Origin of the sequence: Allobosea sp. TAB14 (genome assembly GCF_052113865.1) — a bacterium.
GTDB lineage: Bacteria > Pseudomonadota > Alphaproteobacteria > Rhizobiales > Beijerinckiaceae > Allobosea > Allobosea spartocytisi.
Genome location: NZ_JBFRDQ010000053.1, coordinates 1 through 20,841, shown reverse-complemented (window position 1 = coordinate 20,841; position 20,841 = coordinate 1). Strand labels below are relative to the sequence as shown.

The 20,841-nt window shown below is 66.3% G+C and carries 17 protein-coding genes; 5 read left to right on the top strand and 12 right to left on the bottom strand.

Features of this window, described 5'->3' with window-relative positions; all coding sequences use genetic code 11:
• Positions 1-105: 105 nt before the first annotated feature.
• Both AB4Y99_RS10420 and AB4Y99_RS10415 read right to left on the bottom strand, forming a co-directional pair.
• Positions 106-1,179 carry a patatin-like phospholipase family protein gene (locus tag AB4Y99_RS10420; protein WP_051987587.1) on the bottom strand — a complete coding sequence of 358 codons (1,074 nt, stop codon included), beginning with the start codon at positions 1,177-1,179 and terminating at the stop codon, positions 106-108.
• Positions 1,176-1,961 carry a 3-hydroxybutyrate dehydrogenase gene (locus AB4Y99_RS10415; protein ID WP_441523255.1) on the bottom strand — a complete coding sequence of 262 codons (786 nt, stop codon included), beginning with the start codon at positions 1,959-1,961 and terminating at the stop codon, positions 1,176-1,178. The genes AB4Y99_RS10420 and AB4Y99_RS10415 overlap by 4 nt, the downstream gene beginning before the upstream one ends.
• A gap of 113 nt (positions 1,962-2,074) precedes the next feature.
• Between AB4Y99_RS10415 and AB4Y99_RS10410 the strand changes: the two genes are divergently transcribed.
• The 3 genes from AB4Y99_RS10410 to AB4Y99_RS10400 all read left to right on the top strand — a co-directional run bounded on the left by AB4Y99_RS10410 (position 2,075) and on the right by AB4Y99_RS10400 (position 5,955).
• Positions 2,075-2,623 carry a Fur family transcriptional regulator gene (locus tag AB4Y99_RS10410; protein ID WP_038359728.1) on the top strand — a complete coding sequence of 183 codons (549 nt, stop codon included), beginning with the start codon at positions 2,075-2,077 and terminating at the stop codon, positions 2,621-2,623.
• Between the two features lie 13 nt (positions 2,624-2,636).
• Positions 2,637-3,911, top strand: coding sequence for a flavodoxin-dependent (E)-4-hydroxy-3-methylbut-2-enyl-diphosphate synthase (gene ispG / locus AB4Y99_RS10405; RefSeq protein ID WP_441523254.1), 1,275 nt, complete (start codon positions 2,637-2,639; stop codon positions 3,909-3,911).
• 79 nt (positions 3,912-3,990) lie between these two features.
• Positions 3,991-5,955, top strand: a complete 1,965-nt coding sequence (locus AB4Y99_RS10400) for a potassium transporter Kup (RefSeq protein ID WP_441523253.1) — start codon at positions 3,991-3,993, stop codon at positions 5,953-5,955.
• A 205-nt stretch (positions 5,956-6,160) separates the two neighbouring features.
• Here the strand turns inward: AB4Y99_RS10400 and AB4Y99_RS10395 are convergent, their stop codons facing one another.
• The 5 genes from AB4Y99_RS10395 to AB4Y99_RS10375 all read right to left on the bottom strand — a co-directional run bounded on the left by AB4Y99_RS10395 (position 6,161) and on the right by AB4Y99_RS10375 (position 11,104).
• Positions 6,161-7,087 carry a DMT family transporter gene (locus AB4Y99_RS10395; protein WP_441523252.1) on the bottom strand — a complete coding sequence of 309 codons (927 nt, stop codon included), beginning with the start codon at positions 7,085-7,087 and terminating at the stop codon, positions 6,161-6,163.
• A gap of 95 nt (positions 7,088-7,182) precedes the next feature.
• Entirely contained in the window at positions 7,183-7,665 is a 483-nt protein-coding gene (locus AB4Y99_RS10390) for a MarR family winged helix-turn-helix transcriptional regulator (protein ID WP_038359732.1), read from the bottom strand.
• A gap of 102 nt (positions 7,666-7,767) precedes the next feature.
• Positions 7,768-8,349, bottom strand: a complete 582-nt coding sequence (locus AB4Y99_RS10385; RefSeq protein ID WP_191125256.1) for an NAD(P)H-dependent oxidoreductase — start codon at positions 8,347-8,349, stop codon at positions 7,768-7,770.
• Between the two features lie 2 nt (positions 8,350-8,351).
• A complete protein-coding gene (locus tag AB4Y99_RS10380; protein WP_441523251.1) occupies positions 8,352-9,776 on the bottom strand; it encodes an FAD-binding oxidoreductase in 1,425 nt (474 codons plus the stop codon).
• On the bottom strand, positions 9,773-11,104 hold the full coding sequence (locus AB4Y99_RS10375; protein ID WP_441523250.1) for a cytosine deaminase: 1,332 nt from the start codon (positions 11,102-11,104) through the stop codon (positions 9,773-9,775). The genes AB4Y99_RS10380 and AB4Y99_RS10375 overlap by 4 nt, the downstream gene beginning before the upstream one ends.
• 171 nt (positions 11,105-11,275) lie before the next feature.
• On the opposite strand from AB4Y99_RS10375, the gene folD reads away from it, so the two are divergent.
• On the top strand, positions 11,276-12,136 hold the full coding sequence (folD, locus tag AB4Y99_RS10370) for a bifunctional methylenetetrahydrofolate dehydrogenase/methenyltetrahydrofolate cyclohydrolase FolD (RefSeq protein ID WP_441523249.1): 861 nt from the start codon (positions 11,276-11,278) through the stop codon (positions 12,134-12,136).
• Between the two features lie 137 nt (positions 12,137-12,273).
• Here folD and AB4Y99_RS10365 read toward each other — a convergent pair whose 3' ends face one another.
• The 5 genes from AB4Y99_RS10365 to sucC form a co-directional block, all read right to left on the bottom strand.
• Positions 12,274-13,275: an FAD-dependent oxidoreductase gene (locus tag AB4Y99_RS10365; RefSeq protein ID WP_441523248.1), complete on the bottom strand. Its 1,002-nt coding sequence runs from the start codon at positions 13,273-13,275 to the stop codon at positions 12,274-12,276.
• Between the two features lie 132 nt (positions 13,276-13,407).
• Complete coding sequence (odhB, locus tag AB4Y99_RS10360) at positions 13,408-14,637, bottom strand: 2-oxoglutarate dehydrogenase complex dihydrolipoyllysine-residue succinyltransferase (protein ID WP_441523247.1); 1,230 nt, start codon at positions 14,635-14,637, stop codon at positions 13,408-13,410.
• Positions 14,638-14,742: 105 nt separating this feature from the next.
• On the bottom strand, positions 14,743-17,700 hold the full coding sequence (locus tag AB4Y99_RS10355; RefSeq protein ID WP_441523246.1) for a 2-oxoglutarate dehydrogenase E1 component: 2,958 nt from the start codon (positions 17,698-17,700) through the stop codon (positions 14,743-14,745).
• 218 nt (positions 17,701-17,918) lie between these two features.
• A complete protein-coding gene (gene sucD, locus AB4Y99_RS10350) occupies positions 17,919-18,803 on the bottom strand; it encodes a succinate--CoA ligase subunit alpha (protein WP_038359746.1) in 885 nt (294 codons plus the stop codon).
• A 9-nt stretch (positions 18,804-18,812) separates the two neighbouring features.
• Complete coding sequence (gene sucC, locus AB4Y99_RS10345; RefSeq protein WP_441523245.1) at positions 18,813-20,009, bottom strand: ADP-forming succinate--CoA ligase subunit beta; 1,197 nt, start codon at positions 20,007-20,009, stop codon at positions 18,813-18,815.
• A gap of 176 nt (positions 20,010-20,185) precedes the next feature.
• Here sucC and AB4Y99_RS10340 point away from each other — a divergent pair, with 176 nt between their 5' ends.
• The gene (locus AB4Y99_RS10340; RefSeq protein WP_038359752.1) at positions 20,186-20,824 is read left to right on the top strand and encodes a 2OG-Fe(II) oxygenase family protein; all 639 of its coding nucleotides are present in this window, start codon (positions 20,186-20,188) and stop codon (positions 20,822-20,824) included.
• Positions 20,825-20,841: the final 17 nt, after the last annotated feature.

Below are 20,841 nucleotides of genomic sequence, written 5' to 3'. Positions count from 1 at the left end.
AATTCGCTGCGTGCGCCATCCGCGAATGCATCGAGCCCTCATCCTGAGGAGCCGCAAAGCGGCGTCTCGAAGGATGAGGACTGAAGGTCCGGACAGCCGGAGCCTTCAGGTGATCGCCTCCTTCAGGTCGAGCGTGCCGACCTTGCCGATGGCGTCGTAGTTGCGTTTCAACCAGCGCTTCGCCGCCGCCCGGCCCATATCCCTGAGCCGGAGCAGGAAGTCCCATTCCGCGTTCATCCGGGAGGAGGAGGTCAGCTCCGCCAGGGGCGGGCCGCCGTCGATGCGATGCATCAGCACGCGCTTGTATTCGTCGCGCGGCAGCTTGCCGTCGTCGATGAGGCGATTGACGAAATCGATCGCCCTCAGCTCGCGCAAAAGCGAAGCGTTGAAGGTGATCTCGTTCAGCCGGTCCTGGATTTCCCGTGCCTTGGTCGGCAATTCCCGCCGCTGGATCGGGTTGATCTGGACGAGCAGGATGTCGTCGCAATGCGCCTTGTAGAACAGCGGGAACAGCGCGGGATTGCCCATATAGCCGCCGTCCCAATAGGCCTCGCCATCGATCTCGACCGCCTGGAACACCATCGGCAGGCAGGCCGAGGCCATCACATGGTCCGGCGTCAATTGCGCGCCGTCGAACACCGCGATCTTGCCGGTTCGCACATTGGTGGCGGCGATGAACAGCTTCACGGCGTCCTGCGCCCTGACCTTCTCGAAATCGATCAGGTCGGCGACGACGCCCCGCAGCGGATTGATGTTGAGCGGATTGACGTCGTAGGGGCTCGCCACCTTCGAAAACATCTCGAAGAACAGCATGCCCGGCGGTGTTCCCGTGCTATTGCCCCAGGCGCCGAGCATGGTGTCGATCAGCGAGCGCTCCGAGCCGCCATATTTGCCGTCGACGCTGATCGCCCGCCAGAAGGTTTCGAGCTTGGCGCGGGCACCGTCCGCGCCACCGTCGAGCCAGCCCTCGGCCAGCACGACGGCATTCATCGCGCCGGCGCTCGTCCCGGTCAGCGCCTCGATGCCGAGGCGCCCATCTTCGAGGATGACGTCGAGCACGCCCCAGGTGAAGGCGCCATGCGCGCCACCACCCTGCAAGGCGAGCGAGACGGTCTTCTCCGCTTTCGGTCCCGCCAGGCCCTTGACCGGCTCCGAGCGGCGGTGCGGGCGCCCGCTCACGCGGCGGTCCAGCCGCCATCGATCGGCAAGGTCGCGCCCGTGATCGACTTCGCCGCATCGGTGCAGAGGAACAGGGCGAGCGCCGCCACCTGCTCGACCGTGACGAATTCCTTGGTCGGCTGGGCGTCGAGCAGCACGTCGTTGATGACCTGCTCCTTGGTCATGTTGCGCGCCTTCATCGTGTCGGGGATCTGCTTCTCGACCAGCGGGGTCCAGACATAGCCCGGCGCGATGGCGTTGACGGTGATGCCCTTGGTCGCGACCTCGAGCGCCACCGTCTTGGTCAGGCCGGCGATGCCGTGCTTGGCCGAGACATAGGCGCTCTTGAACGGCGAGGCGACGAAGGCATGCGCCGAAGCGGTGTTGATGATGCGGCCCCAGCCCTTTTCCTTCATCTTCGGCAGCGCGGCGCGGATCGTATGGAAGGCCGAGGACAGGTTGATCGCGATGATCTGATCCCATTTCTCCGGCGGGAACTCGTCGATCGGCGCGACATACTGGATGCCGGCATTGTTGATCAGGATATCGATGGCGCCGAAGGTCTTCTCGCCCTCGGCGATGAAGCCGGCGATCTCGGCGGGCTTGGTCATGTCGGCGGGCGAGAACACCACCTTGATGCCGAATTCCTGCTCGAGATCGGTGCGCAGCTTCTCGGCATCGGCTGGGGGCATGATGCCGTTGATGACGAGATTGGCGCCTTCCTTGGCCAGTGCGCGGGCATAGGCGAGCCCGATGCCGGAGGTCGACCCGGTAATGGCGGCAGTACGGTCTTTGAGGAACATGAGCGTCAAGGCTCCTGACAATCGGGGAGAAAATGCTTAGGTTCGGGTTCGAACGAGGCAATGCACCGACACGATATCGCCGCACGTTGCCCGATGAGTCTTTGCAACGCAACATGACGAAAATGCAGTCGAACGCGCATCATCACGGCGAACATGACCATGCGTCGCATACGCATGGCGACGAAGCCTGCCGCCATGCGGTGGACCACCGCCAGCACGCGGCGGAGGCGCTGGCCCGCGCCGAAAGGATCTGCCGGGAACGCGGCCTGCGCCTCACCCCGATCCGGCGCAAGGCGCTGGAGGCGCTCCATGCCGACCACCGGCCGGTCGGCGCCTATGATCTGGCCGACCGCATCTCGCCGGAAGGCGGGCGCAGGCTGGCGCCGATCTCGATCTACCGGGCGCTGGACTTCCTCGTCGAGCAGGGCTTCGTCCACCGGCTCTCCTCGAAGAACGCCTATGTCGCCTGCCTGCACGGCCATGGCGCGAACGAGGTCGTCGCCTTCCTGATCTGCGAGGTCTGCGGCGGCGTCGATGAGGATTCTTCGCCCGCGATGAAGAAAGCGGTGGCGGCGATCGCGGAAACACGGCAATTCTCGCCCTCGCATCAGATGGTCGAGATCGTCGGCCGCTGCGAGCATTGCCGGAACGCCGGCCCGTGATAGAGCAGCCCGCATGAACGAGCGCGCCTTTTCCTATCTGACGCCGAAACACGCAGGCCCGCTGGCCCGCCAGCTCACCGTCCCGGTCAAGGTCGGCCATGTCACGGTCGGCGGCGGCGCGCCGATCGTCGTCCAGTCGATGACCAATACCGACACGGCCGATATCGCCGCCACCGTCGCGCAGGTCGCGGCGCTGGCCCGGCAGGGCTCGGAGCTCGTGCGCATCACGGTCGATCGCGACGAGGCCGCCGCCGCCGTGCCGAAGATCCGCGAAAGGCTCGACCGCATCGGCGTCGACGTGCCCCTCGTCGGCGACTTCCACTATATCGGCCACAAGCTGCTGGCCGACCATCCGGCCTGTGCCGAGGCGCTGGCGAAATACCGGATCAATCCGGGCAATGTCGGCTTCAAGGACAAGAAGGACAAGCAGTTCGGCCAGATCGTCGAGATGGCGATCAAGCACGGCAAGCCGGTGCGCATCGGCGCCAATTGGGGCTCGCTCGACCAGGAACTGCTGACGGCGCTGATGGACGAGAACGCCCGTTCGCCCCGCCCGCTCGATGCCCGCGCCATCATGCGCGAGGCCATGGTCCAGTCGGCCCTGCTCTCGGCCGAGCGCGCCGAGGAGATCGGGCTCGGCCGCGAATACATCATCCTTTCGGCCAAGGTCTCCGGCGTGCAGGACCTGATCACGGTCTATCGCATGCTGGCGAGCCGGGCGAACTACGCCATCCATCTCGGCCTGACCGAGGCCGGCATGGGCTCGAAGGGCATCGTCGCCTCCTCGGCCGCGCTCGGCATCCTGCTGCAGGAAGGCATCGGCGACACCATCCGCTATTCGCTGACGCCGGAGCCGGGCGGCGACCGCACGCTCGAGGTCAAGACGGCGCAGGAGCTGCTCCAGACCATGGGCTTCCGGGCCTTCGTGCCGCTCGTCGCCGCCTGCCCCGGCTGCGGCCGCACGACCTCGACCGTGTTMCAGGAGCTCGCCCGCGACATCCAGAACTGGATCTCGAACTCCATGCCCGAGTGGAAGACGCAATATCCCGGCGTCGAGAACCTCAACGTCGCGGTGATGGGCTGCATCGTCAACGGCCCCGGCGAGTCGAAGCATGCCGATATCGGCATCTCGCTGCCGGGCACCGGCGAGGCGCCGACGGCCCCCGTCTTCGTCGACGGCAAGAAGGTTGCGACCCTCAGGGGCGCCGGCATCGCGGAGGAGTTCAAGGCCATGGTCGCAAGCTATATCGCCCACCGCTTCGGTTCCGGGCTCGGCGCGGCCGGCTGACCGCTCCCTTTGCCAGCCGCCTGCGTTATGGTAGAGGCCCCGGCCTTCCGCTGCACTGCAGCACGAGCGGAGATCCCCAATGGGGCATGAACAAACGGGTCTTTCGACCGTCAGGCCGGAAGACTCCCGTTTCGGTCTGGACGATGGCCATGGTGCCGCCGGCGGCCCCGGCCACGGCAAGCACGGCTATACCGCGCTGGCCCTCGGGGCGCTGGGGGTCGTCTATGGCGACATCGGCACGAGCCCGCTCTACGCGCTGCGCGAAACCCTGCTGGCGGCCACCGGCGGGCAGGAGAATGTCGTCATTCCGCCGACGGTCGTCATCGGCGTCCTGTCCCTGATCCTCTGGTCGCTCGTCATCGTCGTGACGCTGAAATATGTCGTCCTGCTGATGCGGGCCGACAACAACGGCGAAGGCGGCATCCTSACRYTSGTGGCGCTGGCGCAGCGCGCCTTAGGCCGCAACCGCAGCCGCGCCGCGCTGCTGCTCGGCATGATCGGCGCCGGCCTGTTCTATGGCGACACCGTCATCACCCCGGCGATTTCGGTGCTCTCGGCCGTCGAGGGCGTCAAGCTGGTCACGCCCGTGCTCGACGACTACATCCTGTGGATCGCCTCGGCGATCCTGATCGGCCTGTTCGTCGTGCAGAGCCACGGCACCCAGCGCGTGGCGACCTTCTTCGGCCCGATCATGCTGATCTGGTTCGTGACGTTGGCCGGCCTCGGCATCTACCACATCGCCGACGACCTCACGATTTTCCGCTCGATCAACCCCTATTACGCCCTGATGTTCTTCCACGACCATGCCGGCGTGGCTCTTGCGGTGCTCGGCTCGGTCTGCCTGGCGGTGACCGGGGCCGAGGCGCTCTATGGCGATATGGGTCATTTCGGGCGCGGGCCGATCCGTGGCGCCTGGCTCTATGTCGTCTTCCCGGCGCTCTGGCTCAACTATCTCGGCCAGGGAGCGCTGATCCTGTCCGACCCGAGCGCCATCGACAACCCGTTCTACCGGCTGGCGCCGGAGGGCTTCCTGCTGCCCTTCGTCGTGCTGGCGACGGTCGCGACCATCATCGCCAGCCAGTCGGTGATCACCGGCGCCTTCTCGCTGACCCGTCAGGCGATCCAGCTGGGGCTGCTGCCGCGCATGGAGATCCGCCACACCTCCGAGCAGACCTCGGGCCAGATCTACGTGCCGCGCGTCAACCTGATGCTGCTCATCGTCGTCCTGATCCTGGTCTGGTCGTTCCGGACCTCGTCGAGCCTGTCACACGCCTACGGCATCTCGGTCTTCGGCACGATGGTGGTCTCCTCCATGCTCGCGGCGATCGTCATCCGGCGCCACTGGGGCTGGAGCCTGCCGGCCACCGCGGCGATCATCCTGCCCTTCCTGCTGGTCGACCTCTCCTTCTTCTCGGCCAACATGCTGAAGCTGTTCCATGGCGGCTATGTGCCGGTGCTGCTCGCCATGGCGCTGACGGTGGTGATGTGGACCTGGATGCGCGGCACCAAGATCCTGTTCGACAAGACCCGCAAGACGGATGTGCCGCTGCTCGAACTCGTCGGCATGCTGTCGAAGAGCCCGCCCGCACGCGTCAAGGGCATGGCGGTCTTCCTGACCAGCGATCCCGAGACGGCGCCGGCCTCGCTCCTGCACAACCTSAAGCACAACAAGGTGCTGCATGAKCGCAACGTCATCCTGACCGTGCGCTCGGYCGACACGCCMCGCGTCGCCGAGGAGGAGCGCGTGCGCCTCTCCCGCATCACCGACGATTTCTGGCGCGTCGATCTGGTCTACGGCTACATGGAGAGCCCGAACGTGCCCAAGGGGCTGGCCATGCTGCGCAAGCAGGGCTTCAAGTTCGACATCATGTCGACCTCGTTCTTCCTCTCACGCCGCTCGATCAAGCCCTCGCCGCAATCGGGCATGCCGGTCTGGCAGGACAATCTCTTCATCAGCCTGACCAAGAGCGCGACCGACGCGACGAGCTTCTTCCAGATCCCGACCGGCCGCGTCGTCGAGGTCGGCACGCAGGTCACGGTCTGAGCGGAAGTCCGAACGCGCCTCGTCATTGTCGGGCGGAGCGAAGCGCAGACCCGAGAATCTCGCTCGGGAGATGCTCGGGTCAAGCCCGAGCATGACGACCCGCTGCGCTCGATCTAGCCGCACCCTGTCGCCTCTTCGCACGTGAGCACCGGACGCGCAGAAAACGCCGTCAGTCGGACACCGCAGCAGGGTTGCTGGGAGCCTCTCAGTCCAGCCGCGCCGAACTCGCCTCTTCGGGCACATGCCGCACCCGCTCGCGATAGAGCAGGTAGAGGCCCGAGGCGATGACGATGCCGCCGCCGATGAAGGTCCAGCGATCGGGCAATTGCCCGAAGACGAGCCAGCCCATCAGCACCATCCAGACGAGCTGCGAATAGATGAAGGGCGCCAGCACCGTCGCCGGCGCCAGCCGATGCGCCAGGATCAGCATCCAGTGCCCGACGGCGCCGAAGAAGCCGGTCGCGAACAGCGCCGCCCAGGCGAGAGGTTCCTGCGGCGTCGTCCAGACGAAAGGCAGGACCGGCAGCAGCGCCAGCGTGCCGGCGAGCCCGGAATAGACCATCGTGGTCTCCGAGGAGTCGGAGGCCGCCAGCACCCGTGTCGACAGCGCATAGAAGGCGTAGCAGAAGCAGYCGGCGACCGAGAGCAGCGCCGCCGGATGCATTCCGCCCACGCCCGGGCGCGTCACCACCAGCACGCCGAGGAAACCGATGCCGATGGCCATGAGCCGGCGCGGTCCGGGCCATTCGCCGAGCAGCGGCCCCGACGCCAGCGCGACCAGGAAGGGCGCCGCGAACATGATCGAGATCGTCTCGGCGAGCTGCAGATAGCGCAGCGCGAAGAAGTTCAGCACCGTCGAGGCAAGCAGCATCAGCGAGCGGAAGAATTGCAGCCAGGGCCGCTTGGCCCCGAGCACGCCGGGATGGCTCCACGGATTGATCAGGAAGGAGACCAGCGTGACGCTGACGCCGTAACGCGCGAAGGCGACGAGCAGCGGGTCCATGCCGTGGAGGCCGAGCCATTTCGCGTTGGTGTCGAGCAGAGCGAAGCAGATGACGGCAGCGCACATCAGGCCGATGGCCGTCAGGCGCGCCCTGCGCGCCTCGTCGACAGTCTGGGAAGGCGCAGGCAAGCCCGCCTCGCTATGATCTGAGCGAATGAGGAGATCAGGCTTAAACGATTTGAGGCGGCCTGCCAGCACCGGAACGCATGCGCTCCATGCATCAATCAGGCGTCGCTATCGGCCTCTTCACCATCGATCTCGGGATCGTCATGGTCGGCGCCGGCCTTGGAGAGGCCCTTGGCCGCCTTGCGCAGCAGCTTGCGCAATTGCTTGCGCTCCTTGCCGTCGAGCTTGTCGAGCAGCTCCTCCTCGACATCGTTCCAGACCGCGTCGAGCTCGGCCGCCGTCTTCTGCCCGGCTTCCGTCAGCGCGACCTGCACCAGCCTGCCGTCCCGATTGCCGCCCTCGCGCGTCACCAGGCCCTGCAGCGAGAGCCGGCCGATCGTCTTCGAGACGGTCGGCGGCTTGACCCTGAGCAGCGAGGCGAGCTCGCCCATCGTCATCGGTGCCGGCTGCAACGCCTTCAGCGCCTGCTCCTGCCCGGGGAAGAGGCCGAGCCCGTTCAGCTTTTCGCCCATCCGCGAGCGATGCAGCCGCGCCGTCACGAGCAGGGCGCGACCGACGCTTTTCTCGAGAGCCTTGGTCATGGAGCCATCCTTCGGCGGATCCTTGCGCGGATAAGGAAGACGCTTCGCCGGCTGCGTATTCGCCCGCCAACATGACAGACAGATGACAATCCCATGTCGGTCTTAAAAGACCGCGACTTTCGCCGCGACTTTTTGCAGGAAGGCGGCGCGGCTTTCGGGCGTGGCGCGATTCATGCCGTAATGCGCCAGATAGAGTGTCCGCACCGCCGGATGGCAGACGGCCCGCAACGCCCGGCAAACCAGCCTGCGCGGCGGATTTCCCATCAGAAAGGCCGTCCAGCGCGTGGCTCCATAGCTCGTCACTGCGACGAGTTTGCGAATGTTGCCGAGCGCCGGCTCGACCTTGCCGCCGACGAGCTCGAAGGAGACGCCCGGCAGGAAGACCCGGTCGAAGAACCCCTTCAGGATCGCCGGATAGCCGAAGTTCCAGACCGGAAAGCACAGCACCAGCGCGTCGGCCGCCTGCAATCGCGCGACATAGCCGGCAACGTTCGATCTGTTGCTGGCTGTGTCGTGATAGAAGCGGCGCTCGTCGGGGCTCAGAACCGGATCGAACCCCTCGGCATAGAGGTCGCAGTCATCGACCTCGTGCCCGGCCTGCCTGAGCCCCTCGACCACCGTCCGGTGCAGGGCGGCGCCATAGCTCTCCGGGTCGGGATGGGCGAAGAGGACGAGCACGCGCATCGTCAGCCGGCCCCGGCTTCGGACAGGCTGCGGAACAGGAAGGTCTTGCCCGAGCGGTAGTCGTAATCCGGGTCCTCCCAGGCGATCATCTTGCCGGGGTTGAGCAGCCCCTGCGGATCGGCCTCGCGCTTGAAGGCGAGCTGCGTCTCGTCGGTCTGCTTCATGCCGCCCTCCTCCAGCGTGTAGCGATGCGGGTTGAAGATCGGTGCGCCCATCTCCTCATGGATGGCGATGATCTCGTCCAGCCGCTCCTCCGTCATGAACCGCAATAGCGGCAGGCCGAAACAGGTGATCTTGCCGTCGAAGCGCACGAATTCGAGATGCGCGACGAGCTCCTCGCCGAAGCGCCGATGGATGGCCTCGACCAGCTCGACCTGATCCGGGAAGGGATAGAGCACCTGCAGATAGGTGATCGCGGGGTCGACCCGCAGCGCCCTCAGCGTCGTGTGGTTCCAGCCGAGCTCGTAGGCCGGCGGCAGCCCCTTGGCATCCTCCGGTGAGAGCGTGTCCGAGCGCAGCAGGAGCTCCGCGCCCCGGAAGCGCCGCGCATAGGCGCAAAGCGCATCGACGGCGAAATCGGCAGCCATGACGACGACGAGATGGCTGTCGCGCGGCAGGAACTTGCGATGGCGCAGGAAATAATCATGCGGCGCCGGCGCGGCGAAGACGCTGAGGTTCTTGAGCGCGAGTCCGTCCTGCTCGCCCACCGCATTGGCGAATTCGGTCGCAACGCGCAGGTTTTCGAAGCCGATGATGACATCGACCCAATCATAGGCCGGGCCGAGCGGCATCTCGACCTCGGTGATGATGCCGTTGGTGCCATAGGCATGGGCGACCTTGTGCAGGTCCTCGCCCGCGAATTCGAGCAGGCGCGGGCTTGCCTCCATCGTCGCGACCTTGAGCCGGATGATGTTGCCCCAGTCGCGCAGCCCGCCCCATTTGATCGAGCCGACGCCGCCGGAGCCGCCGGCGATGAAGCCGCCGATCGAGGCAGTCTGATAGGTCGAGGGGTGCAGCCTGAGTTCCTGCCGCGAATGCGCCCGCGTCTCGTCGTCGATCCGAGCCATGATCGCGCCGGGCTCGGCGACATAGCGGCCGGCGCCGATCTCCTTGACCTTGTTGAAACCGGCGAGATCGAGCAGCACGCCGCCGGAAAGCGGCATCGCCTGGCCGTAATTGCCGGTGCCGGTGCCGCGCGGCGTCACCGGGATGCCGAGCGCGTGGCAGGCGGCGAGCGTCTGAACGACCTCCGCCTCGCTCGTTGGAGACACGACGATATCGGCCACGACCTGATCGAGCTGGCGCTTCAGCACCGGCGAATACCAGAAGAAGTCGCGGCTCTTCTGCTTCACCAGCGCCGGGTTCTCCTCGGTGCGGACGCCACTGATGCGGGCTTTCAGCCCCGCGATGTCGTAGCGGCTCGTCATGATGCTCTACCCATCAGATGATCCAGCTCGCGGTAACCCGGGAGGGTCCGGTCGATCGCCCTGCCCGCGACCAGGATGCTGCGGTCCCCCTGCGGCCGGGCGAAGAACTCGGTCCAGCTCCGCGCCCGCGTCAAGATGAGATCGGCTGGCCCGCCCGCCGCCAGCACGCCGACACCGTCAAGCCCCATCACGGCCGCCGGCGTCCGTGCCACGGCGCAAGGCCAGTCCGAACCGGAATGATCGAGCTGAAGGATGCGCGTCGCCTCGCGCAGCACCTCCACGAGGTCGAGATCGCCATAGGCGTAGAACGGATCACGCGTGTTGTCGGAGGCGACCATCACCGGCACGCCGGCCGCCTTCAGCTCGTGCAGCGCCGTAACGCCGCGCCAGCGCGGCGTGCGGCCCGCCTGCCGGTCCTGCAGATACAGGTTGCAGAGCGGCAGCGAGACCACCCCGATGCCGGCCTCCTTCACCTTGCCGATGATCCGCGCCTCGTCCTCCGGTGCCTGCAAGCTGAGCGAGCAACAATGCCCGCACAGGATCTTGCCGGTGAAGCGGTGCCGCAGCGCCGCATCGGCGATGTGCTCGAGCGAGCGGGCTGCCGGGTCGTTGCTCTCATCGACATGGAAATCGAGATCGAAGCCGTTCTCGCTCGCCGCCCGGAACAGGATGTCGAGCGCCCGGTCGAGCTCCGGGATCATGTAGGTGACGCAGCCGAGAAGCCCGTCGCCATGCATCTTCACCGCCGCGATCACTACCGCCATATGCGCCGGATCGAGCGCCTGCTCGACGCCGAACAGCGGCGAGGCCTGCAAGGCGATGCGCCCGACCCAGCGTTCCCGCATCTCCGCATAGACCGGCCAGGAGATGCCGATCTGTTTGCCGAGCGAATCGAGATGCGTCCGGATCGCGGCGGTGCCATGGGCGAAGGCCGTGCGCAGCGAGAAATCCATGCGCGTCCGGACATCCAGCGCCGACCAGTTGGCCTCGCGGTCATTGGCGACAGCAGTGAGCGCGCCCGGAAACGTCCCGTCCGGATTGGGACTGCGCGGCCAGATATGACCCTTGTCGAGATGGGTGTGGCAGTCGACGAGACGCGGCAGAACGAGGCCGCCCTCGAGGTCAAGCGTCGGCTGATCGTCCCTCAGCGTCTCGGTTCCCGCCGGCAACAGCGATTCGATCCGGCCATCGGCAATCGCAAGGTCGATCCGGGCAAGTCCGTCACGATCCGCGGCGAAGGAGCCGCCATCGATCAGGCAAAGCGGCGCGCTCATATTGAGCAGACGGAAGGCGGATGCATCCGGAAACGTGGCGAAACCCGTCGTCACTTCCGCACCTCCCGCATCGGCCCTCCGCTACTGGATATCGGCCCGCCCTGTGCCCCGCAAGCGCGACCGCCGCAGGGCCCATGGCGCAGAAGGCCACGCAGCCGTCGCATCCGGGCTTGTCCGTGCGGGCGGGATCGCGCATGAGAGCGGCTTCCGGCAGGAGGACGCATCATGGCGCAACAGGCACGCATCATCGACGGCAAGGCCGTAGCAGCGGAATTGCGCGCCGGCATCGCCCGCGAGGTCGCCGCACTCAAGGCAGCGCGCGGCATCGTCCCCGGCCTCCATGTCGTCCTCGTCGGCGAGGACCCGGCGAGCAAAGTCTATGTCGCCTCGAAGGAGAAGCTCGCCGTCGAGGTCGGCATGAACTCGGTCGCCCATCGCCTGCCGGCTGAGACGACCGAGGCCGAACTGCTGACCAAGCTCGCCGAACTCAACGCCGATGACAGCGTTGACGGCATCCTCGTCCAGCTGCCCCTGCCGAAGCATATCGACACCGGCCGCATCATCGACGCCATCGACCCGGCCAAGGATGTCGACGGCCTGCACCCGATCAATGCCGGCCTGCTCGCCGGCGGCAAGAACGGCCTCGTACCCTGCACGCCGCTCGGCTCGATGCTGCTGCTGAAGCAGGCCCTGCCCTCGCTGTCGGGGCTCGAAGCGGTGGTGATCGGCCGCTCGGAACTGGTTGGCCGCCCGGTCGCGCAGCTCCTGCTCCAGGCCGATTGCACGGTCACCATCGCCCATTCGCGCACGCGCGATCTGCCCGCAGTGGTGAAGCGCGCCGATATCGTCATCGCCGCCGTCGGCCGCCCGCGCATGGTCAAGGGCGACTGGATCAAGCCCGGCGCAACCGTGATCGATGTCGGCATCAACCGCCTGCCCGACGGCAAGTTGACGGGCGATGTCGATTTCGCCGAGGCGGTAGAGGTCGCGGGCGCGATCACGCCCGTCCCCGGCGGYGTCGGCCCGATGACCATCGCCTGCCTGCTCAAGAACACGCTGACGGCCTTCCACGCCCGACGAGGTTGAGCGCAGCAATCAGCGAGACCGCCACGGGCGGCCCGGCCCTTCCTCAGTTAGCCCCTAAAAAAAGGAGCTGCAATCCTGCAGCTCCTTTTTTCGTTCCTGCAGCAGGGCCGCGCCAGAGGCACGGCCCGCCAACCCGATCACATATGGATCTGGCGCTTCTCCACCGCCATCGCGGCTTCCTTCACAGCCTCGGCCAGCGTCGGATGCGCGTGGCAGGTGCGGGCGAGRTCTTCCGACGAGCCGCCGAACTCCATCAGCACSGTSACTTCSGCGATCAGGTCSCCGGCATGCGGGCCGATGATRTGGCAGCCGAGCACRCGRTCGGTCGCSGCRTCGGCSAGGACCTTCACGAAGCCCTCGGTGTGGCGGATGGCGCGGGCGCGGCCATTGGCCGTGAACGGGAACTTTCCGATCTTGTAGGCGACGCCGGCAGCCTTGAGCTCTTCCTCGGTCTTGCCGATCGCGGCGACTTCCGGCGCGGTGTAGACGATGCCGGGGATGGCGTCGTAGTTCACATGGCCGGCCTTGCCGGCGATGATCTCGGCGACCGCGACGCCCTCATCCTCGGCCTTGTGCGCCAGCATCGGCCCGCCACCAGCGCCGACCACGACGAGCTCCTTCGGCACGGAGCCGATTTCGAGCGCGCCGGTCGAGGTGACGACGGTCTTCTCGTCGATGGTCACGCCCGGCAGCGGCGCCGATTCCGACCCCGTCGCGATGACGATGTTCTTGGTCTCGATCTCCTGCGCCTTGCCATCCTCGGCGGTGACGACGACCTTGCCGGCGGCGGGAATCGAAGCCGTGCCGCGGAAGGCGTCGATCTTGTTCTTCTTGAGCAGGAAGCCGACGCCGTTGACGTTGGCGTCGATGGTCTCCTGCTTGTGCGCCATCATCGCCTTGAGGTCGAGCTTCGGCTTTCCGACGACGATGCCGAGCTTCTCGAAGGTGTGGCCGGCCTCCTCGAACATCTCGGAAGCGTGCAGCAGCGCCTTGGAGGGAATGCAGCCGACATTCAGGCAGGTGCCGCCATGGGTGGCGCGCTTCTCGACCACCGCGACCTTGAGGCCGAGCTGGGCGGCGCGGATGGCGCAGACATAGCCTCCGGGGCCGGTTCCGATGACGACGAGATCGTAGGACATCTCTATAGCCTCGCAGTGCCCGTCATGGTCGGGCTTGTCCCGACCATCCACGTCTCGGGAGGCCGGCAGAAAAGTCGTGGATGCCCGGGACGAGCCCGGGCATGACGTCGAAGTGAACCTCGCGAAACGCGATCAGAGGTCGAGCACGAGCCGCGCCGGATCCTCCAGGCCTTCCTTGATGCGCACGAGGAAGGTCACGGCCTCCTTGCCGTCGATGATGCGGTGGTCGTAGCTGACCGCGAGATACATCATCGGCCGGGCCTCGATCTTGCCGTTCACCACCATCGGGCGCTCCTGGATCTTGTGCATGCCCAGGATCGCCGATTGCGGCGCGTTCAGGATCGGGGTCGACATCAGCGAGCCGTAGACGCCGCCATTCGAGATGGTGAAGGTGCCGCCCTGCATCTCCTCGATCGAGAGCTTGCCGTCGCGGGCCTTGCGGCCGAACTCGCCGATCTTCTTCTCGACGCCGGCGATGGAGAGCTGGTCGGCATCGCGCACCACCGGAACCACCAGGCCCTTCTCGGTGCCGACGGCGACGCCGATATGGTAGTAGTTCTTGTAGACGATGTCGGTGCCGTCGATCTCGGCATTGACGGCCGGGATCTCCTTCAGCGCCTGCACGCAGGCCTTCACGAAGAAGCCCATGAAGCCGAGCTTGACGCCGTGCTTCTTCTCGAAGGCATCCTTGTACTGGTTGCGCAGCGCCATGACGTTGGTCATGTCGACCTCGTTGAAGGTCGTCAGCATCGCGGCGGTGGACTGGGCCTCCTTGAGGCGGCGCGCGATGGTCTGGCGCAGCTTCGTCATCTTGACGCGCTCTTCGCGCGAGGCATCGTCCGGCGCCGACGGGGCGCGGACCTGCACCGGAGCGGCAGCCGCCGCCGGGGCGGCGCTGGCGCCGGTCGCGATCGCCGCAAGCATGTCGCCCTTGGTGACGCGGCCATCCTTGCCCGAGGCCTGGACCGACGAGGCGTCGATGCCGCTCTCGGCGGCCAGCCGCGCCACGGCCGGGCCGGAATCAGCGGCCTTGGTGGCGGCAGCCTTCGGAGCCTCAGCGGCCGGAGCCGGCGCGGCGGCGGGCTTCTCTTCCTTCTTCGGAGCGGGCGCGGCAGCAGCCGCACCGCCTTCGGCGATCATGCCGAGCAGCGCGCTGACGCCGACCGTATCGCCTTCCTTGGCGACGATCTCGCCGAGCACGCCGGCGGCCGGGGCGTTGACCTCCAGCGTCACCTTGTCGGTTTCAAGTTCGACGAGAGGCTCGTCGGCCTTCACAGCCTCGCCCGGCTTCTTGAACCACTTGCCGATGGTCGCCTCGGAAACGGATTCGCCGAGGGTGGGTACGCGGATTTCGGTCGCCATGTCAGGCCTCTGTTGTCTCGTTCTCTGGCGGTCGGGTCGGCACCGGYGGAAACGCCGATGCGGCAGGGAAATCCGGCAGTGCGTAAAGCATCGCCGGGAGGGTCGTCAGGCCGCGAAGGCCTCGTCGAGGAAGGCGTTGAGCTGGGCGAGATGCTTGGACATCAGGCCGGTCGCCGTCGCGGCCGAGGCCGGGCGGCCGACATAGCGCGGCCGCTTCGACTTCGAGCCGGCATGGCCCAGCACCCATTCCAGATAGGGCTCGACGAAGGTCCAGGAGCCCATGTTCTTCGGCTCCTCCTGGCACCAGACCACATCGGCGCCCTTGAAGCGCGCCAGCTCCTGCGCCAGCGTCTTCAGCGGGAACGGGTAGAGCTGCTCGACGCGCATCAGGTAGACATCGTCGATGCCGCGCTTCTCGCGCTCCTCCAGCAGGTCGTAATAGACCTTGCCCGAGCAGAGCACGACGCGGCGGATCTTCGAGTCCTTGACCAGCTTGGTGGTCGACTTGCCCCGCTCGGCATCATCCGCCAGCACGCGGTGGAAGGTCGAGCCCTCGGCGAGGTCGGCGAGGTCGGAGACGGCGCGCTTGTGGCGCAGCAGCGACTTCGGCGTCATCAGGATCAGCGGCTTGCGGAAGTCGCGCTTCAGCTGGCGGCGCAGGATGTGGAAATAGCTCGCCGGCGTCGAGCAGTTCGCCACCTGCATGTTGTCCTCGGCGCACATCTGCAGGAAGCGCTCGAGGCGGGCGGAGGAGTGCTCCGGACCCTGGCCCTCATAGCCATGCGGCAGCAGGCAGACGAGGCCGGACATGCGCAGCCATTTGCGCTCGCCGGACGAGATGAACTGGTCGAACACCACCTGCGCGCCATTGGCGAAGTCGCCGAACTGCGCCTCCCACATCGTCAGCGCGTTCGGCTCCGACAGCGTGTAGCCGTATTCGAAGCCGAGCACGGCCTCTTCCGAGAGCATCGAGTTGATGACCTCGTAGCGGGCCTGGTCCTCGCGGATATGGTTCAGCGAGGTGTGGCGGGCTTCCGTCTCCTGGTCGATCAGCACCGAATGGYGCTGCGAGAAGGTGCCGCGCTCGCAATCCTGGCCGGAGAGGCGCACCGGATTGCCGTCGAGCAGCAGCGAACCGAAGGCCAGCGCTTCGGCCGTCGCCCAGTCGATGCCCTCGCCGCTCTCGACCGCCTTCTTGCGGTTGTCGAGGAAGCGCTGGATCGTCTTGTGGACGTTGAAGCCGGCCGGAACGGCCGTGATCTTCTCGGTGATCTCCTTCAGCRYCKCSGCCGGMACGCCGGTSGCGCCGCGGCGCGGRTCGTCCTCGTCGGCRCGGATCGCCTTCATGCCGGCCCAGCGGCCGTCGAGCCAGTCGGCCTTGTTCGGCTTGAAGGCCTGGCCGGCGTCGAACTCGACCTCCAGCTTCGCCTTCCAGGCGGCGCGCATCTCGTCGAGCTCGCCGGCTTGAACCACGCCCTCGGCCTCGAGCTTGGCGCCGTAAAGCTCCAGCGTCGTCTTGTGGCCGCGGATCTTGCGGTACATCAGCGGCTGGGTGAAGCCCGGCTCGTCGCCTTCGTTATGGCCGAAGCGGCGATAGCAGAACATGTCGAYSACGACCGGCTTGTGGAAYTTCTGCCGGAACTCGATCGCGATCTTGGCGGCGAAGACCACCGCCTCCGGATCGTCACCATTCACATGGAAGACCGGCGCCTCGACCATCTTCGCCACGTCGGACGGATAGGGCGAGGAGCGCGAATAGCGCGGATAGGTGGTGAAGCCGATCTGGTTGTTGATGAYGAAGTGCAGCGAGCCGCCGGTGCGGTGGCCCTTCAGCCCGGAGAGGCCGAGGCACTCCGCCACCACGCCCTGGCCGGCGAAGGCCGCGTCGCCATGGATCAGCAGCGGCAGCACCTTGGAACGCTCGACGACGTCGCCGAACTGATCCTGCTTGGCGCGCACCTTGCCGAGCACGACGGGATCGACGATCTCGAGATGCGACGGGTTGGCGGTCAGCGAGATATGGACGTTGTTGCCGTCGAACTCGCGGTCGCTGGAGGCACCGAGATGGTACTTCACGTCGCCCGAGCCCTCGACGTCGTCGGGCGCGAAGGAGCCGCCCTTGAACTCGTGGAACAGCGCGCGATGCGGCTTGCCCAGCACCTGCGTCAGCACGTTGAGGCGGCCGCGATGGGCCATGCCGAAGACGATGTCGCGCACGCCGAGCGCGCCGCCGCGCTTGATGATCTGCTCCAGCGCCGGAACCAGCGCCTCGCCGCCGTCCAGGCCGAAGCGCTTGGTGCCGGTGAACTTCAGGTCGAGGAACTTCTCGAAGCCCTCGGYCTCGACCAGCTTGTTGAGGATCGCCTTCTTGCCTTCSYKGGTGAAGGCGATCTCCTTGTCCGGCCCCTCGATGCGCTCCTGCAGCCAGGCCTTCTGCTCSGGRTCGGAGATGTGCATGAACTCGATGCCGAYCGTGYYGCAATAGGTSCGCTGCAGGATCGMGACCATCTCGCGRAKSGTGGCGAACTCCATGCCGAGCACGTTGTCGATGAAGATCTTGCGGTCGAGATCGGCCTCGCCGAAGCCGAAGGCGGCCGGCGACAATTCCTCGGGGTCGTTGCGGCTCTCGATGCCGAGCGGGTCGAGCTTGGCATGGAGATGGCCGCGCATGCGGTAGGCGCGGATCAGCATGATCGCGCGCACGGAATCGCGCGTCGCCTGCTGGACGTCGGCGGGGGAGAGCGTCGTGCCGGCGGCCTTGGCCTTGGCGCCGAGCTTGTCGGAGATGACCTTCTCGACCACGGCCCAGTTGCCGTCGAGCGCCGAGATCAGCTCGCCATTGGCGACGACCGGCCAGTTCGGCTTCTTCCAGGAGGCGCCCTTGGCGTTGTCCAGCACCGACTGCTTGTCGTCCTGCAGCGCGCCGAAGAAGCTCTGCCACTGCTCGTCGACCGACTTGGGATCGGCCTCGTAGCGGGCGTAGAGATCCTCGATGTAAGCCGCGTTGCCGCCGTAGAGGAACCCGGTCTGTGCGAGAGCCTCGTTGATGTCCTGGCGAGCCATGATGCTCCTGCCTTCCTTCACCGCTTGCGACATGTCCGAACCCTTGCCCGGACATCCTTCAACTTGCCGTCATGCTCGGGCCTGCGCCCTGAGCATTTGGTCTTCCGTCATGGTCGGCCTTGAGCCGACCATCTCATGCCGTTTTGCCGTCGCTTCCTCGGGGACGTCATGGTCGGGTCAAGCCCGACCATGACGTGCTCCGGAGAGGCGCCAGCGCCTCAGCCCTTCAACACTTCGACCAAGGTCTTTCCAAGGCGCGCCGGCGAGGGCGAGACCCGGATGCCGGCCGCTTCCATCGCGGCGATCTTGTCCTCGGCGCCGCCCTTGCCGCCCGAGATGATCGCACCGGCATGGCCCATGCGGCGGCCCGGAGGCGCCGTGCGGCCGGCGATGAAGCCGACCATCGGCTTCTTGCGGCCGCGCTTGGCTTCGTCCTTGATGAACTGCGCCGCGTCCTCTTCGGCCGAGCCGCCGATCTCGCCGATCATGACGATCGACTCGGTCTTGTCGTCCGCAAGGAACATCTCGAGCATGTCGATGAACTCGGTGCCCTTGACCGGGTCGCCGCCGATGCCGACGGCCGTGGTCTGGCCGAGGCCTTCGCGCGTGGTCTGGAACACCGCCTCATAGGTCAGCGTGCCCGAGCGCGAGACGATGCCGACCGAGCCCGGCTTGAAGATGTTGGCCGGCATGATGCCGATCTTCGACTGGCCGGCGGTGACGACACCGGGGCAGTTCGGGCCGATCAGGCGCGACTTCGAGCCCGAGAGCGAGCGCTTGACGCGCACCATGTCGAGCACCGGAATGCCCTCGGTGATGCAGATGATCAGCGGGATCTCGGCGTCGATCGCCTCGCAGATCGCATCGGCCGCGCCCGGCGGCGGAACATAGACGACCGAAGCGGTGGCGCCGGTCTTCTCCTTCGCCTCGGCGACGGTGTCGAAGACGGGCAGACCCAGATGGATCGCGCCGCCCTTGCCCGGCGAGGTGCCGCCGACCATCTGCGTGCCATAGGCGATCGCCTGCTCGGAATGGAAGGTCCCGTTCTTGCCGGTGAAGCCCTGGGTGATGACCTTGGTGTTCTTGTCGATCAGGATGGACATATCTGCTCCTCAGGCCTTCTTGACCGCGGCGACGATCTTCTGCGCGGCGTCGTCGAGGTCATCGGCGGGGATGACGTTGAGGCCGGACTCGCGGATGATCTGCTTGCCTTCCTCGACATTGGTGCCTTCGAGGCGCACCACCAGCGGAACCTGAAGGCCGACCGCCTTCACCGCCGCGATGACGCCGCGCGCGATGACGTCGCACTTCATGATGCCGCCGAAGATGTTGACGAGGATGCCCTTCACCTTCGGGTCGGCGGTGATGATCTTGAACGCCGCCGTCACCTTCTCTTCGCTGGCGCCGCCGCCGACATCGAGGAAGTTCGCCGGGCTTTCACCGTAGAGCTGGATGATGTCGAGCGTCGCCATGGCSAGGCCGGCGCCGTTGACCATGCAGCCGATYKYGCCGTCGAGSGCGATGTAGGCGAGATCGTATTTGGAGGCCTCGATCTCCTTTTCGTCCTCTTCCGTCGTATCGCGCAGCGCGACGATCTCGGGATGGCGATAGAGCGCGTTCGAGTCGAACGAGATCTTGGCGTCCAGGCACTTGATCTGGCCCTGGGTCGTCACGATCAGCGGGTTGATCTCCAACATGTCCATGTCCTTGGCCACGAACGCGTTGTAGATCTGGCCGAGCACGGTGCCGGCCTGCTTGGCGAGGTCGCCGGAGAGCCCGAGGATGCGCGCCATGGCGCGGCCGTGATGCGGCATGATGCCGGTCGCGGGATCGACCGAGAAGGTCTCGATCTTCTCGGGCGTGTCATGGGCGACGGCCTCGATGTCCATGCCGCCTTCGGTCGAGACGACGAAAGCGATGCGCGAGGTCTCGCGGTCGACCAGCGCCGAGAGGTAGAACTCCTTCTCGATGTCCGAGCCGTCCTCGATATAGAGGCGGTTGACCTGCTTGCCGGTTTCGCCGGTCTGCACGGTGACCAGCGTGTTGCCGAGCATTTCCTTGGCGTGGGCCTCGACTTCCTCGACCGACTTGGCCAGGCGCACGCCGCCCTTCGCGTCGGGGCCGAGCTCCTTGAACTTGCCCTTGCCGCGGCCACCGGCGTGGATCTGCGACTTCACGACATAGAGCGGACCCGGCAGCTTCCTGGCGGCCTCGACCGCTTCAGCCACCGTCAACGCCGGGAAGCCGGCGGAGACGGGCGCGCCATACTCTTTCAGAATGGCCTTGCCCTGGTATTCGTGGATGTTCATCCGGTAGCTCCTGACTGGGCTTTGAAGAAAAAGGGGCCGGCACCGGGTGCGGCGCCCCATGCGATCGAAGATGGCGAAACCCCGGCGCGGCGGAGCATCGCCTGCGATTGCGCGCGTCCGAATTCCGGTGATAAAAATCCACAATCAGATGAAACATCTGACGGGAGGACAGTGAAATGGCGACGTCGTATTCCTGTATCAACCTCGATTCCGTCCGCGCAGCGCGAACTGAACGCGAGCCCTACAACTATCTCATCGCCAGCGATGTCATCCTGCCCGGTGCGGTGGACGGCCTGCGCAACGACTTCCCCGACATCCGCGAGTCCGGCTACCACCCCGAAGAGGACGTCAACCGGCACGGCACCTTCGCGAAACTCCTGGAGGAGATGAAGAGCCGCGAGATGGCCGAAATCGTCTCCGAAAAGCTCGACATCGACCTCGTCGACAAGCCGAAGATGATCACGATCCGCAAGCTCTCCGCCGCTAAGGATGGACGCATCCACACCGACAGCGAGTCGAAGATCGCGACCTTGCTCGTCTATCTCAACGACGCCTGGCAGGACTCGCCGGCCGGACGTCTGCGGGTGCTCTACAACGGCACCGATTTCGAGAACATGAAGGAAGAGATCAGCCCGATCACCGGCTCGCTCTTCGCGTTCCGTCGCGCCGACAACTCCTGGCACGGTCACACATCCTTCGTCGGCGAGCGGCGCGTCGTCCAGATGACCTGGCTCAGAAGCCAGGCCGACGTCGAACGCAAGAAGAGCCGCGGCTCCTTCACCCATCTGGTCAAGAAGGTGCTGCGGTTCGGGTGACGGGCTGAGCCGTCCCC